The sequence below is a fragment of the Micromonospora sp. NPDC048843 genome, from assembly GCF_040649965.1.
In the GTDB taxonomy this organism is placed as follows: Bacteria; Actinomycetota; Actinomycetes; order Mycobacteriales; family Micromonosporaceae; genus Micromonospora; species Micromonospora hortensis.
Window position 1 is genome coordinate 1 of sequence record NZ_JBEZGJ010000187.1, and the last position, 13,924, is coordinate 13,924.

Genomic DNA, 13,924 nt, shown 5'->3' on the forward strand with positions numbered 1-13,924 from the left:
GACGTCCTCGGCGCCGACCGGGGCCGGTTCGCCGGACGGCACACTCTGGTGGTCGGCGCCGGTCACTCGGCCGCGAACACCCTGCTGTCCCTGGCCACGAATGCCGGGGTACGTACGCCAGCGCACCCGAGCCAATCTGGGGTCATACGCACAGTTGCGTCCTCGTGGGAGAGGATGCCCGCGTGGAATCCAACACCGTGCACTGGGCATCGCGGCGCTACCTGACGCAGAGGTACGACGAGCTGCGGACTGGGTACGGCCAACTGCCCAACGACGGCCGCCAAGCCGATGGATACCTCTACACCACTGAGGCGAAGCGAATCTTCCCCCGCTACAACGTGGTCGCAGCCATCCTCATTGAGGTTGAGCGCCTCGACCCGGACCACCTCCCCGGCATTGACGTGATGACCCACGTCCTCCTCGCCGCTGCCGAGAGCGCGAACTCTCGGTTCACCACGTCAACGCAGGACGAGGTTGCGGCAGACGCCATCGCGGACGAGCGTCGGCTTTTCGCCGCGAACGTGCGGCGATGGTTGGCACAGCCCGACCTCAGCGTCGACCCGCTTCCGTACCGGCGTGTGCTGACCTCTGAGGAGTCATCGGCCTGGCACGCGTCGTTGCGGCAACGATGGGGTGTGCAGGACGGCTGCTGGCACCCCCTGTTGGCCGGCGATGTTCCGCACGACGTGCTCGTGCTGACCGGAGACTCGATGTGGGAGGACGACGGCGTCGACCAGGTCCGCCGGGTGCTGCGGAGGCTGGGCCGCCGTCGGGTGGTCGAATTGAGTGAGGACGGCGCCGACTGCCTGCTGGATGCCGAGATCTTTGCCCCGCGGTACACCGGTCCCGAAGGGCTCTGGAGCGACGAGCATCACGACTGGGTCGCCTACGCGTCCCATGAGGGGACAGTGGCCTTCGGCGGCGCGCTCTCCACCGGCCTTGCGACAACCTGGCCCGCAGTCCACAGTTGGCGATGGCCCGGCTGGCACGGCGGCGCCTGATCCTCGCCCGCCGACAACGGGATGGGGCCGCAGTCCGACGGCTTCATCCCGCCACTCCGAGCGAACGTCGCTTCAGGCGGTCGCCAGACGGACCATGAACTGGCAGCCGTCGGAGGTGTTGCGCACCTCGACCCGACCGCCGTGCGCCTCCACCAGGCCATGGACGATGGCCAGGCCGAGCCCTCCGGACGCCCCGCCGTCACCGGGGCCGGGCGTGCGGGCCGGTTCACCGCGGAACGCGATGTCGAACAGGCGGGGAAGGTCGGCCGGCGGGATGCCGCCGCAGGTGTCGGCGACCGACAGCCAGGCGTGGTCGTCCTCCCGGCCGGCTTCGATGCGTACGGTGCCGTCCTCAGGGGTGTAGCGGACCGCGTTGAGCAGCAGGTTGGCCACGACCCGGGCCAGCTCCGGTTCGCTCGCGGCGACCGTCGGCCACCCCGACTCGCTGGCGATCAACGTGATCCGGCGAGCGTCGGCCAACGGGATGGTGCTGGCCAGCGCGTCCGAGACCACCTCTCCGAGCGGCACCGCCGTCAACGACAACCGCAACGCTCCCGCGTTGATCCGGGACAGCTCGAACAGGTCATCGACGAGTCGGGTCATCCGGTCGGTCTCCAGCCGGATGCGTCTGTGGTACTCGTCGACCGTATCCGGATCACGCACCACCCGGTCCTCCAGCGCCTCCGCCATGGCCCGCAGCCCGGCGAGCGGTGTCCGCAGGTCGTGGGAGACCCAGGCGACAAGGTCACGCCGCCCCTTCTCCAGTTGCCGCTCCCGCTCCCGGGCCTGGTCGCGCCACACCGCGGCGCGGGCCAGCCGCCGGCCGAAGTGCCCGCCGACGGCGAGACTGACCACCGCTGCCGCCGCGACGGTGATCAGGACCACCTCAAGGTCGTGCGCGGAGAGGAACATCGCTTCCGCGACCGCCATCACCCCGACGGCGACGGCGACCACGGTGGTGGTGAGCAGCACGTTGAGGTGCACGGTGATCGAGCTGCGCCGGAGCGCGCGGAGCAGCACCGCGCCGGCGAGCCCGATGCCGAGCGCCGCGCCGAGGGCGATCGCGAAGATCAGGAGTACGTCACGCATGGGCAGGCTCATAGCGGTAGCCGACGCCCCAGACCGTCACGATCCGCCGCGGATCGGCCGGGTTCGCCTCGATCTTCTCCCGCAGCCGGCGTACGTGCACTGTCACTGTCGAGTGGTCCCCGAAGTTCCAGCCCCAGACCTGCTCCAGAAGCTCGGCCCGGCCGAACACCCGGGACGGATGCCTCATGAGGTGCACGAGCAGGTCGAATTCGCGCAGCGTCAGGGCCAGATCCGCGCCGGCGAGGCGGGCGGTTCGGGAGGCCGTGTGCACCACCAGGTTGCCATCCGTGAGCGCCTCGGGCCGCTCGGGTGGCGTCGCAGCGCCGGCGCGACGGAGCACCGAACGGACCCGTAGCACCAGCTCCCGGGGTGAGAAGGGCTTGGTCAGGTAGTCGTCCGCGCCGAGCTGCAGCCCGAGGATGCGGTCGGATTCGTCACCGCGCGCGGTGAGCATGACGATCGGTACGCCGTCCGGCCGTACCCGCAGCGCCCGGCACACCTCCAGGCCGTTGATCAGCGGCAGCATCAGGTCGAGCACTACCAGGTGTGGCGCCTGCCGCTCCACGGCCGCCAGTGCCGCCGCACCGTCGGCCGCGAGGCTCACCTGGAAGCCGTCGTTCTCGAGGTAACGACGGATGACGTCACTCACGGTCTGATCGTCGTCGACCACCAGCACGCGCTGTGTCACGGACCGTCCCCGTCCCGCCCCGTCAACGTCTCCCCCAGGTGTCCATCGGCCCAGCGTAACCACGCGGCAGACTCCGCCCGTACCAGCAAACCTTGCGAGGTTCTTACGGCTGCGCGCGAAGACCCGAGCAGGCGTACGTGCTGTCATACGGTGACCGGAATGCGGATCCTTGTCACCGGTGCGGCCGGCTTCATCGGCTCACACGTCGCCGACCTGCTCACCGACGACGGGCACGAGGTGGTGGCAGTGGACGCGCTCCTACCCGAGGCGCACGCTGCGACGGCGCCGCAGTGGACCGAGCGGCACGACCTGGTGGTCGGCGACGTACGCGACAGCGAGCTGCTGACCCGGCTACTGGCCGGGGTCGACGCTGTCTGCCATCAGGCAGCCATGGTCGGCCACGGCATCGACCCCGCCGACGCCCCCCGGTACGCCGCGCACAACGACCTCGGCACTGCCACCCTCCTCGCGGCGATGCACGCCGCCGGGGTACGCCGACTGGTGCTGGCCAGCTCGATGGTGGTCTACGGCGAGGGCCGCTATCACTGCCCCACGCATGGGATCGTCCGGCCTGCCGGCCGCCGGGTCGTCGACCTGGCCGAGGGCCAGTACGAGCCGACCTGCCCTCGCTGCGACCGGGAGCTCTCCCCCGGTCTCGTGCCCGAGGACGCGCCGTTGGAGCCGCACAGCACGTACGCCGCCACCAAGTTGGCCCAGGAACACCTCGCTGGTGCCTGGGCCCGACAGACCGGCGGGTCGGTCTGGGCCCTGCGCTACCACAACGTCTACGGTCCGCGAATGCCCCGCGACACCCCGTATTCGGGTGTCGCGTCGATCTTCCGGTCGGCCCTGGCCGCCGGACGACCGCCCCGGGTGTTGGAAGACGGCCGGCAACGGCGGGACTTCGTGCACGTGACCGACGTGGCCGGGGCCAACCTGCTGGCCCTCACGACACCGGCACCGGAGCCCCTGACCCCGATCAACGTCTGCTCGGGTGAGCCGCACACCGTCGGCGAGCTGGCCCACGAGCTGGCGTCGGCGATGGGCGGACCAGCGCCGGTCACGGTCGGGGGCGGGCGAGCGGCGGACGTACGGCACGTCGTGGCCGATCCGGCACGCGCCACCCGGGTGCTCGGTTTCACCGCCCGGGTCGGCTTCGCCGCCGGCATCGCCGACTTCACCACCGCTGTCATGCGGGAACCGGCATCGGTCACGACACCGTCCACAGTAGGTGGTTGACGGCGAGAGCCGTGGCGGCCTGGGCGGCCAACCACCACCGTCGGTGACAGTGGGGCGGGTGCGCGGTGGCTACCAGCAGCCAGACGGTGAACGGTAGCCAGATCCGCTCGACCTCGGCCTTGCTCAGCCCGGACAGGTCCGCCGCGAGCACCGCCGCCGTCGCCGCGAGGGGCAGCCACACGGTGGGTCCGGCGCTGGCGATCCGCTGTCGGAGGGCCGTCGCGAGCGGTGGGCGCGGTGCTCGGATCGACACGGCGGCCACCGCCCGCCGCAGCGCCGGCCCGACCACCGGGCCGGCCGAGAGCAGCACTGCGGCGAGATTCGCCCAGACCCAGTAACCGTACGGACGTTCCGCCGCCCAGCCCTGGTAGTAACGACGTGCCACCAGGTGGTAGCCGTCCAGCCACCAGAAGCCGGCGACGGTGAACACGGCGACGACGGCCGCGACCGCCGTCGCCGCGACCAGGAACACGGCGAGGCGGTCCCGCGCCCGGAGCAGCACCACTGTCAGCGCGAGCAACCCGACCAGGACGAACCCGTACGACAGGTAGAGCGCGAAGCCGAGCAGCAGCCCGCCCAGTGCGGCCCCTGGTCGGCCACCCACCGCCAGCAGCGCCAGCCCGGCGGCGACCACCGCGGCGAAGATCCCGTCCGCGGACGCTCCCACCCAGACCGCCCCCGGGAGGAGCACCAGGAACGGCCACACCGCCCGGGCCGCGTCCTCGGCGCCGAGTGCCCGCAACGTCACCGGAACCGACACCGAGACCGTGGCGCCGAGCAGGACGCAGGCGAGCCCGGCAGCGGTCCCGCCGCCCAGGCCGATCCGCTCCAGCCAGACGAAGAACAGCAACGCTCCCGGTGGGTGAGCGGCAGCGTGGGTGGACCATGAATCGGGCTGGAAGTCGAGAATCCGGTCGGCGAAGCCGGACAGCATGATGCCGACGTCCGTCACCCGGGGCACCTCGTGCAGGTACTCGGCCTGCACTGTGAGCCGCTCGGTCAACCCCGCGGACCAGCCGTCCACCAGGGCCAGCGACAGCGTCCAGAGCAGCGAGGCGAGATAGCCGACCGCCAGCAGCCGCGGCCACGGCGTGTCGGTTCCCCAGCGCACGCCCCGCCAGACGAACAGCGCCGCGACGAGAAGCGCGGCGGGGGTGCCGGGCCCCAGATGGGGCTGCCAACTCGCGTAGAGCGGCGCCGCGTCGGCGTGCAGCCGCACGCCCTGATGGTTGAGCAGGGCGCCGACGGCGACGGCGACGGCGAGCAGTGCCACCTCGGCGCCGAGGACGATCAGGTCGGCGGACCGGGTTCGTCCCGGCCGGGTCATCATGGTCATGGTGACGGCCGACGATACGACCTCCCACCAGGCATTCGACGGCCAGACGGTGAGACGTCAGCGAGTCGTAAGATCCGTTGCCGTGTAAGCGATTCGTAAGGAGAAACCGCGGTCCGGACGGCCGGTGGCGGGCCTAGCGTCGCCGGTATGCACACAACGATCGACGTGGTGCTGCCGTGTCTGGACGAGGCGGCCGCACTGCCTGCCGTACTGAGCGGACTACCGCCCGGCTACCGCGCCATAGTGGTCGACAACGGCTCCACCGACGGTTCGCCGGCCGTCGCGGCCGAGTACGGGGCCCGGGTCGTCCACGAGCCGCGACGCGGGTACGGCGCGGCGGTGCACACCGGCCTGCTGGCGGCGGAGGCGGATCTGGTCTGCGTGCTCGACGCGGACGGCTCGTTCGACCCGGCCGAGTTGCCCAGGCTCGTCTCGGCGGTGCTCGACGGTCGGGCCGATATCGCCGTTGGGCGCCGTCTGCCGGTCTCGGCGGATGCCTGGCCGTGGCATGCTCGCGCCGGGAACGCGGTGGTCGCGGCCCTGCTGCGGCGTCGCGGCGTGCCGGTGTACGACATCAGCCCGATCCGGGTGGCCCGCCGGGCGGCGCTGCTGGGCCTCGGGGTCAACGACCGCGCGTTCGGCTACCCCCTGGAGTTGCTGCTGCGCGCGGCCGGAGCGGGCTGGCGGATCCTCGAACTGGACGTCGCGTACGCGCCCCGCACCGCCGGGACCAGGTCGAAGGTCTCCGGGTCGGTCCGGGGCACGCTGCGGGCGACCCGGGACTTCGCCGGAGTGCTGCGCGCCGACGCCGGTGGTGGCCGGTGAACGTCCTGCTCCTGGTCGCGAAGGCACCGGTCCCCGGGCTGGCAAAGACGCGCCTCTGCCCGCCCGCCGATCCCACCCAGGCGGCTCGGATCGCGGCGGCGTCGCTGTTGGACACCCTCGCGGCCGTGCGCGCCACCGCCTCGACCATTCCCGTGTTGGCCCACACCGGTCGGTTCGCCGATGCCGAGTTCGGCGCGGAGCTGACCGCCGCGTTGGCGGGCTGGCACCTGCTTCCGCAGCGCGGCGGCACGTTCGCCGACCGCCTCGCGAACGCCCACGCCGACACCGCCGCAGCATTTCCCGGCCGGCCGGTGCTGCAGATCGGCATGGACACCCCGCAGATCCGGCCGGCAGTGCTCACCACCGCGCTCGACCGGCTCGCCGAACACGAGGCGGTGTTCGGGCCGGCGCTGGACGGCGGTTGGTGGGCGCTCGGGTTGCGCGATCCGAGGCACGCCAGCGCATTGCGCGACGTACCCATGTCGACAGACGACACCGGGCACCGCACCCTCGCCGCGCTGCACGGGCGCGGCGTAGACCCGGCGATCCTGCCCGTGCTGCGGGATGTCGACGACTGGTCGGCGGCGCTGGCGGTAGCGGCCGAACTGCCCGGCACCCGGTTCGCGGACGCCGTCGCGTCGGTGGGCGGCCATCTGCTGAGCGGACGCCCCCGGTGAACTCGACGATCAGCCTCGACGGTTTCGACGTGGTGCTGGGCGGACTGGGCGGGTGGTCCGCCGGCCACGACGCCTACGGCACGCCGGTCGGCCCGAGGCCTACGACCCCACCCGACCATTGGCTGGTGCACAACGACGGGCGACGTGACCTGTTGCCGGTGCGGCGCTGGCACGGGCCGCCCGAACCGGCGATCGAGTCCGTCGCCGCACGCTGCACCGGCCCTACTATCGATCTCGGGTGCGGCCCCGGCCGGCTGACCAGGGCACTCGCCCAGCGCGGCCTCGTCGCACTGGGGGTGGACATCTCCGCCGAGGCGGTACGTCTGACCCAGGGCCGGGGTGTGGTGGCTCTACGACGCGACGTCTTCGAACCCCTTCCCGGTGAGGGAAGGTGGGCGCACGCCCTGCTCGTCGACGGCAACATCGGCATCGGTGGCGACCCGGTCCGCCTGCTGCGCCGGTGCGGCACCCTGATCGCGGCCGACGGAACGCTGCTGGTCGAGGTGGAGCCCCCGGGGGCCGGGCTGTGGCAGGGACAGGCGTACGTAGCGTCCGGATCGTCCGGCGATCGGGAGCTGCGGGGGCCGGTGTTCCGCTGGGCGCGGGTCGGGGCGGAGGCGGTGGCCCGTGCCGCCACCGCTGCCGGCCTGCGCGTCGTCGACAGTTTCCGGTTCGGTCCACGCTGGTTCGCCGAGTTGGCCCGCTCATGATCCGCCGGCCACGCGTCCCCGCCCCCGAGGACTTCACAGCACCCTCGCACTCACCGCTGGTCACCGCCCGGCTCGGCCTCTGGCTCGGGGTGGCGTTCGGGCTGTGTTTCGGCACCGGGCTGCTCAGTCACTACATCCAGCACCCGCCGGGCTGGTTCACCTGGCCGACCCGGCCGGTCAACCTGTACCGGGTCACCCAGGGCGTTCACGTGCTCTCCGGTGTCGCGGCGATCCCGTTGCTGCTGGCCAAGCTGTGGAGCGTCTACCCCCGGCTGTTTGCCCGTCCGCCATTGCGTCAGCCGATCCGGTTGTCCGCCCATGCCCTCGAACGGGTCTCCGTCCTGGTGCTGGTCTGCGGCGCGTTCTTCGAACTGGTCACGGGTCTGTTCAACGTCGCCCAGTCGTACCCGTGGGGGTTCTTCTTCCCGACGGCGCACTACGCGGTCGCCTGGCTGGTGGTCGGGGCGATGCTGCTGCACGTCGCGGTGAAGCTCCCGGTCGCCCGCGCGGCGCTGGGCACGCCACTGCGGCGCCGCAGAGCGGTGCCGGCTGCGACACCGGGGCCTGACGATCGGGACTCGTCCGGACGACGGGCGTTCCTACGTACCTCGGCGGGCGTCGCCGGCATCGCCGTGCTGGCCACCGCCGGGGTAACCGTGCCGTGGCTACGTCGGGTGTCACCGCTGGCGTGGCGTTCCGCGTCCGGGCCGCAGGGCGTACCGATCAACCGCACGGCGGCTGCCGCGCGCATCGTCGTTCCCCCGGACTGGCGTCTGGAGGTCGTCTGGTCGGGCGGGCGAGGCAGCCTTTCCCTGGCCGACCTGGCGGCCCTGCCGCAACGGACGGCAGAACTGCCGATCGCCTGCGTCGAGGGCTGGAGTGCCTCGGCCCACTGGACCGGCGTGCCCGTCGTTCAGCTGCTCCGCTGGGCCGGCGCGCCGACCGGCCGACCGGTTCGGGTCACCTCACTGGAGACCGACGGCCTGTACGCGGCCAGCACACTTCCTGCGGCCCATGCCCGCGACCCGCTGACCCTGCTCGCCCTGCGGATCAACGGCGAGCAGCTGTCTCCCGACCACGGTTTCCCCTGCCGACTCATCGCGCCGAGCCGGCCGGGCGTCCTGCAGACCAAGTGGGTGGCCCGGCTGGAGGTGCTGCGGTGAGAACCGCGCGACTGCTCCTGTTCGTGGTCGGCGTCGCGGCCACCGCGTACGGCGGTTGGTTGCTCCTCCCCCAGTTCGGCACCGCCCTGCCGTGGCTGATCGGCGGCCCGGTGCTGCACGACGTCCTGGTGGCACCGCTGGTCGGACTGGTCGGTTTGGCGCTCGGTCGACTGGTGACGAACCGGTTGCGCCTGGCTTGGATCACCGCGGGTCTGCTGGCCAGTGCCACGTTGGTGCTGATCGCGGTGCCCCTGCTGTGGCGACCACCCTCGGCGCCTCCAAATCCGGGCCTACCGGACCGTGACTACCCGCTGGGGCTCACTGTCGGGCTGGCTGTCCTCTGGGCCGCGATAGTGGTCGTCCTGGTCGTCGCCACCACTGTCGACCGACGCGTCGCGAACCGACGGGCCGACCGTCGCTGAGTCGACCCCCAGCCGCTTTTCACTGTTCGCCCAGGAGGGGTTACACATGTCAGCAGGACACGCCAGCACGACCAATCGCCCGCCGGTCGCCGTGATCGGCGGATCGGGGTTCTACGAGTTTCTCGACGACGTCGCCGAGGTCACCGTCGACACACCGTACGGACCGCCGAGCGACACACTGGCCGTCGGGAGTGTCGCCGGGCGGCCGGTGGTGTTCCTGCCGCGCCACGGGCGCCGGCACACTCTCCCTCCACACCGGATCAACTACCGGGCCAACCTGTGGGCGCTACGCGCGCTCGGCGTTCGCCAGGTGCTCGCACCGGGTGCCGTGGGTGGCCTGCGACCGGAACTGGGCCCGGGGACGCTCGTCGTACCGGACCAACTGGTCGATCGGACCAGCGGCCGGGAGCAGACCTACTACGACGGGCAGCCACGCGCGGACGGGAAGCCCACCCAGGTCGTTCATGTGCCCTTCGCCGACCCCTACTGTCCGGTCGGACGGGCCACCGTCCTCGACGCCGCCCGATCGGCCGGTTGGCAGCCGGTCGACGGCGGGACCATGGTCGTCATCGAAGGGCCCCGGTTCTCCACCCGCGCCGAATCGCTGTGGTACGGCCAGCAGGGCTGGTCGGTCGTCGGCATGACCGGCCACCCGGAGGCGGTGTTGGCCCGCGAACTGGCACTGTGTTACACCGCGCTGTCGCTGGTGACCGACCTCGACTCGGGCGTCGAGGTTGGTCAGGGCGTGACCCAGCAGGAGGTGTTCACTGTCTTCGCCCGCAACATCGATCGCCTGCGGCTCCTTCTCGGCGACGCAGTGCAGACGTTGCCGGAGGACCAGGGGACCTGCCCGTGCGGACAGGCGCTGGCAGATACCGGGCGGTGAGTGTCGTAAGAGTTCCGAAAGGGTTCGCGAACAGTTCGACGGCGATTGCGGTCGTACGCTGCGAGGGTGAGAAAACGGATGTTCCGGTCGCCGGTGGTCCGAGCCGGTCTCGCAGCCGCTGTCGTCGTGGCGATGCTCGGCCTCTACTGGTTCCAGCCGTGGAAGCTGTTCACCGACACCTACGTCGACGAAGCGATTCCCCGCGTAGGGACGACATCGGCGGCGCCGATCCCGGCGTCCGCGACCCCGGAGTCCTCGACCGCGGAGTCCTCGACGCCGGCCCCCGCGACCTCGGCGCCCACCCCAGCGGCGAACGAGATCCTGACCGCCGGCGAGTTCGTCACCCATGAGCACCGGACGACCGGCAGTGCCGAGATCCATCGGCTCGCCGACGGGCGTCACCAGCTCGTCATCCGGGACCTGAACACGTCCAACGGTCCGGACCTGCGGGTGTGGCTGACCGACCAGCCGGTCATCCGGGGCACGGCCGGCTGGCGGGTGTTCGACGACGGTGAATGGGTCGAGCTGGCGAAGCTCAAGGGCAACAGGGGCAACCAGGTGTACGAGCTACCGGCGTCGGTGGAGCCGGGCGACTTCCGCAGCGTCTCCATCTGGTGCAAGCGGTTCGCGGTCTCCTTCGGTGCGGCAGATCTCACGAGGGCCTGAGCGGCCCACCCGGAGTCGCAACCTGCCGGACATAGCATTGACATCTTTCACTGCGCGATCTAGCGTCGGAGCGAATCGATTCGACGCCGAGTCAGGTGCTCAGGCACCGTCGGGCGAACGGTCGCGTGGTGTTCGGGCACACGGTGTGGCCACAGTCGATTCGACGACCGACTGGTCCTGCGTGGGCGGCGAGACCAGTGGCGGAAACCTGCGTCGACGACCGGCCGGGCGCCGCCGGCACATCGCGTCTTCTGGAGTTCGTCCGCGTCGAACGTAGTCGACGAGGGTGGCCCTCGGCGGCGCGTCGTGGCGGCGTACGGGTTGCCGTGGACCGCTTTCAACAAGTCCGTGCCGAGTGGCGGGAGCCCCTTCATGACAAGACGTAGACCCATCCTTGGACTGCTTGCGACGGCGGCGGCCGTCGTCGTGACAGTGAGCGCGGGGGCACTGGCCGGTGGTGCGAGCACCACCGCGTCGGCCGCGGACATCGGAGCGGCCGCAGCGACCGCCGGGTGCGGCAAGGCGCCCACGTTGACCAGCGGGCAACGGTCCATCCAGAGCAGTGGCCAGAACCGTAGTTTCATCCTGAGGATTCCTGACAACTACGACAGGAACCACGCCTACCGCTTGATCTTCGGATTCCACTGGAACGGCGGCACCGCGAACGACGTCGACGGCGGCGGGTCCGACGGGGCGGCCTGGTCCTACTACGGGCTGCGGCAGCAGGCGAACAACAGCACCATCTTCGTCGCCCCCCAGGGCAACGGCAACGGCTGGGCCAACCCCGGTGGCCAGGACGTCACCTTCGTCGACGACATGATCAGGGTGATCGAGGCAGACCTCTGCGTCGAGACCACGCAACGCTTCGCCCTCGGCTTCAGCTACGGCGGCGGCATGAGCTACTCGCTGGCCTGCTCCCGGCCAAGCGTCTTCCGCGCTGTCGCCGTCTACTCCGGGGGGCAGCTCAGCGGGTGCGGCGGCGGCACCCAGCCGGTCGCGTACATGGGGATCCATGGCATCGGAGACTCGGTGCTCAACGTCGCCGCCGGACGGTCCCTGCGCGACACGTTCGTGCGGAACAACGGGTGCACCGCACAGAGCCCACCCGAGCCGAGGGCGGGCAGCCTGACCCACATCACCACCACCTACTCCGGCTGCCGGTCCGGCTATCCGGTGGTCTGGGCCGCCTTCGACGGCGGGCACACGCCCGGACCGGTGGACGGCGGCGGGGACAGCGGCGCCAGGACCTGGACCAAGGGTGAGGTGTGGAGGTTCTTCACCCAGTTCGGTGGCAGCACCGACCCGACGACGCCACCACCGACCACCCCGCCACCGAGCGGCACGTCGGCCCTGCGCAGCACGTCCTCCGGACGGTGCCTCGACGTCAACGGCGCCTCGCAGACCAACGGCGCGGCGGCGATCATCTGGGACTGTCACGGCCAGAGCAACCAGAGCTGGACCTCGACCGCCGCCCAGGAACTGCGCGTCTTCAGTGGCAAGTGCCTCGACGTCAACGGCGCCGGCACCGCGAACGGCAGCTCGGTGATCATTTGGGACTGCAACGGCCAGTCCAACCAGAAGTGGCGGCTCAACACCGACGGCTCGATCACCGGAGTTGGTTCGGGCCGGTGCCTGGACATGGTCGGCAACGGCACGGCCAACGGCACGCGCGTCCAGATCTGGGACTGCACCGGCGCGGCCAACCAACGATGGAGCCGGAGCTGAGCCCGGCGAGGTTCCCGCAGAGGGGACCGGCCCAACGGATGTTCAACCACCCACAAGGAGGCTCAACAGTGCCACTTCGCAAACTCTCCGCCCCCTGGCTGGGGGCAGCCATGGCGGTCATGGTTCTGATCGCCGTCGGAACGTACGTCCTCACGACCGTCGCACCGGCGGCCGCGGCCACCACTGCCGGCTGCGGCAAGGCGCCCGGGCTGAACAGCGGCACCCACACCATCCAGAGCAGCGGAAAAAGCCGCAGCTTCATCCTTCGGCTGCCGGACAACTACAACAACACCTACGCCCACCGGCTGGCCTTCGGGTTCCACTGGTTGGGCGGCACCGCCAGCCAGGTCGCGGGCGGGGGCTCTGACGGAGCCTCGTGGGCCTACTACGGCATGCTCTCGCAGTCGAACAACAGCACCATCTTCGTCGCCCCGCAGGGCCTCAACAACGGTTGGGGAAACTCCAACGGTGAGGACGTCACCTTCACCGACGACATGATCCGCATGATCGACAACGCTCTCTGCGTCGACACCACCCAACGCTTCTCGGTCGGGTTCAGCTACGGCGGCGCGATGAGCTACTCGTTGGCGTGTTCCCGGCCGACGGTGTTCCGGGCGGTCGCGGCAATCGCGGCGCCGGGGGCGATCAGCGGATGCAGCGGCGGCACCCAGCCCGTGGCGTACCTGGGCATTCACGGCATCAACGACAACATTCCCAGTGGACGGTCGCTGCGCGACAGGTTCGTCCGCAACAACGGATGTGCCGCACAGAGCCCGCCCGAGCCGAGGGCAGGCAGCCTGACCCACATCACCACCGCGTACTCCTGCCAGCCCGGATACCCGGTGCTCTGGGCAGCGTTCGACGGCGGCCACCAGCAGGGCCCGGTGGACGGGTGCGCCGGCTGTGAGAGCGGCGCGCGAAGCTGGGTCAAGCAGGAGGTGTGGCGGTTCTTCACCCAGTTCGGGTCGGACGTGCCGCCCACCACTCCCCCGCCGACGACCCCGCCGCCCGGCCAGCAGAACGTGCAGATCGTGGGGAGCCCGTCCGGCCGCTGTATCGACATCCCCAACTCCAGCACCGCCAACGGCGCCCGCCCGCAACTGTGGGACTGTCACGGTGGCACCAACCAGCGCTGGACCCACACCGCCAACCGCACCCTGACCGTCTACGGCAACAAGTGCCTGGACGCCAGTGGCGCGGGCACCAGCAACGGCACAGCGGTCCTCATCTGGGACTGCAACGGCCAGGCCAACCAACAGTGGAACCTGAACTCCAACGGCACCATCACCAGCGCCCAGTCCGGGCTGTGCCTCGACGCCATCGCCTCCGGCACGGCCAACGGGACGCAGCTTCACCTCTGGGCCTGCCACGGCGGCGCCAACCAGCAGTGGGCCAGGCGCGCCTAGTACCGCGCCACCCGCCATGTCGGAGACGCGCCGCTAGCGGATGATGGCCGGCTTCCGGCCGCGACATGCCGCCGTGGCGTTAGACGACTCG

The 13,924-nt window shown here is 70.9% G+C and carries 14 protein-coding genes; 11 read left to right on the top strand and 3 right to left on the bottom strand.

Annotated elements, in window-relative coordinates; all coding sequences use genetic code 11:
* The first annotated feature begins 182 nt into the window (after window positions 1–182).
* A complete protein-coding gene (locus tag AB0C20_RS30450; protein WP_357177414.1) occupies window positions 183–1,001 on the top strand; it encodes a hypothetical protein in 819 nt (272 codons plus the stop codon).
* A 72-nt stretch (window positions 1,002–1,073) separates the two neighbouring features.
* On the opposite strand, the gene AB0C20_RS30455 is transcribed toward AB0C20_RS30450, so the two are convergent.
* Together AB0C20_RS30455 and AB0C20_RS30460 are read right to left on the bottom strand one after the other, a co-directional pair.
* Window positions 1,074–2,090, bottom strand: coding sequence for an ATP-binding protein (locus AB0C20_RS30455; RefSeq protein ID WP_330438012.1), 1,017 nt, complete (start codon window positions 2,088–2,090; stop codon window positions 1,074–1,076).
* A complete protein-coding gene (locus tag AB0C20_RS30460) occupies window positions 2,083–2,778 on the bottom strand; it encodes a response regulator transcription factor (protein WP_357177417.1) in 696 nt (231 codons plus the stop codon). The genes AB0C20_RS30455 and AB0C20_RS30460 overlap by 8 nt, the downstream gene beginning before the upstream one ends.
* A gap of 159 nt (window positions 2,779–2,937) precedes the next feature.
* On the opposite strand from AB0C20_RS30460, the gene AB0C20_RS30465 reads away from it, so the two are divergent.
* Window positions 2,938–4,017, top strand: a complete 1,080-nt coding sequence (locus AB0C20_RS30465; protein ID WP_357177419.1) for an NAD-dependent epimerase/dehydratase family protein — start codon at window positions 2,938–2,940, stop codon at window positions 4,015–4,017.
* Here the strand turns inward: AB0C20_RS30465 and AB0C20_RS30470 are convergent.
* Window positions 3,989–5,353 carry a hypothetical protein gene (locus AB0C20_RS30470; RefSeq protein WP_357569245.1) on the bottom strand — a complete coding sequence of 455 codons (1,365 nt, stop codon included), beginning with the start codon at window positions 5,351–5,353 and terminating at the stop codon, window positions 3,989–3,991. The genes AB0C20_RS30465 and AB0C20_RS30470 overlap by 29 nt on opposite strands.
* A 147-nt stretch (window positions 5,354–5,500) precedes the next feature.
* On the opposite strand from AB0C20_RS30470, the gene AB0C20_RS30475 reads away from it, so the two are divergent.
* The 9 genes from AB0C20_RS30475 (at window position 5,501) to AB0C20_RS30515 (ending at window position 13,833) form a co-directional block, all read left to right on the top strand.
* Entirely contained in the window at window positions 5,501–6,178 is a 678-nt protein-coding gene (locus AB0C20_RS30475) for a glycosyltransferase family 2 protein (RefSeq protein ID WP_357177423.1), read from the top strand.
* The gene (locus tag AB0C20_RS30480; protein WP_357569246.1) at window positions 6,175–6,855 is read left to right on the top strand and encodes a DUF2064 domain-containing protein; all 681 of its coding nucleotides are present in this window, start codon (window positions 6,175–6,177) and stop codon (window positions 6,853–6,855) included. The genes AB0C20_RS30475 and AB0C20_RS30480 overlap by 4 nt, the downstream gene beginning before the upstream one ends.
* A 122-nt stretch (window positions 6,856–6,977) precedes the next feature.
* Entirely contained in the window at window positions 6,978–7,565 is a 588-nt protein-coding gene (locus AB0C20_RS30485) for a class I SAM-dependent methyltransferase (RefSeq protein WP_357178248.1), read from the top strand.
* Entirely contained in the window at window positions 7,562–8,728 is a 1,167-nt protein-coding gene (locus AB0C20_RS30490) for a molybdopterin-dependent oxidoreductase (protein WP_357177428.1), read from the top strand. The genes AB0C20_RS30485 and AB0C20_RS30490 overlap by 4 nt, the downstream gene beginning before the upstream one ends.
* On the top strand, window positions 8,725–9,150 hold the full coding sequence (locus AB0C20_RS30495; protein WP_357569247.1) for a hypothetical protein: 426 nt from the start codon (window positions 8,725–8,727) through the stop codon (window positions 9,148–9,150). The genes AB0C20_RS30490 and AB0C20_RS30495 overlap by 4 nt, the downstream gene beginning before the upstream one ends.
* Before the next feature lie 46 nt (window positions 9,151–9,196).
* Window positions 9,197–10,036 (top strand): S-methyl-5'-thioadenosine phosphorylase, encoded by an 840-nt coding sequence (locus AB0C20_RS30500; protein ID WP_357177432.1) that lies wholly within the window; start codon window positions 9,197–9,199, stop codon window positions 10,034–10,036.
* A 78-nt stretch (window positions 10,037–10,114) separates the two neighbouring features.
* Window positions 10,115–10,702 carry a DM13 domain-containing protein gene (locus AB0C20_RS30505; protein WP_357178251.1) on the top strand — a complete coding sequence of 196 codons (588 nt, stop codon included), beginning with the start codon at window positions 10,115–10,117 and terminating at the stop codon, window positions 10,700–10,702.
* Window positions 10,703–11,074: 372 nt separating this feature from the next.
* The gene (locus AB0C20_RS30510) at window positions 11,075–12,427 is read left to right on the top strand and encodes a ricin-type beta-trefoil lectin domain protein (RefSeq protein ID WP_357569248.1); all 1,353 of its coding nucleotides are present in this window, start codon (window positions 11,075–11,077) and stop codon (window positions 12,425–12,427) included.
* A gap of 119 nt (window positions 12,428–12,546) precedes the next feature.
* Window positions 12,547–13,833 (top strand): ricin-type beta-trefoil lectin domain protein, encoded by a 1,287-nt coding sequence (locus AB0C20_RS30515; protein ID WP_357178254.1) that lies wholly within the window; start codon window positions 12,547–12,549, stop codon window positions 13,831–13,833.
* The last annotated feature ends 91 nt before the right edge of the window (window positions 13,834–13,924 follow it).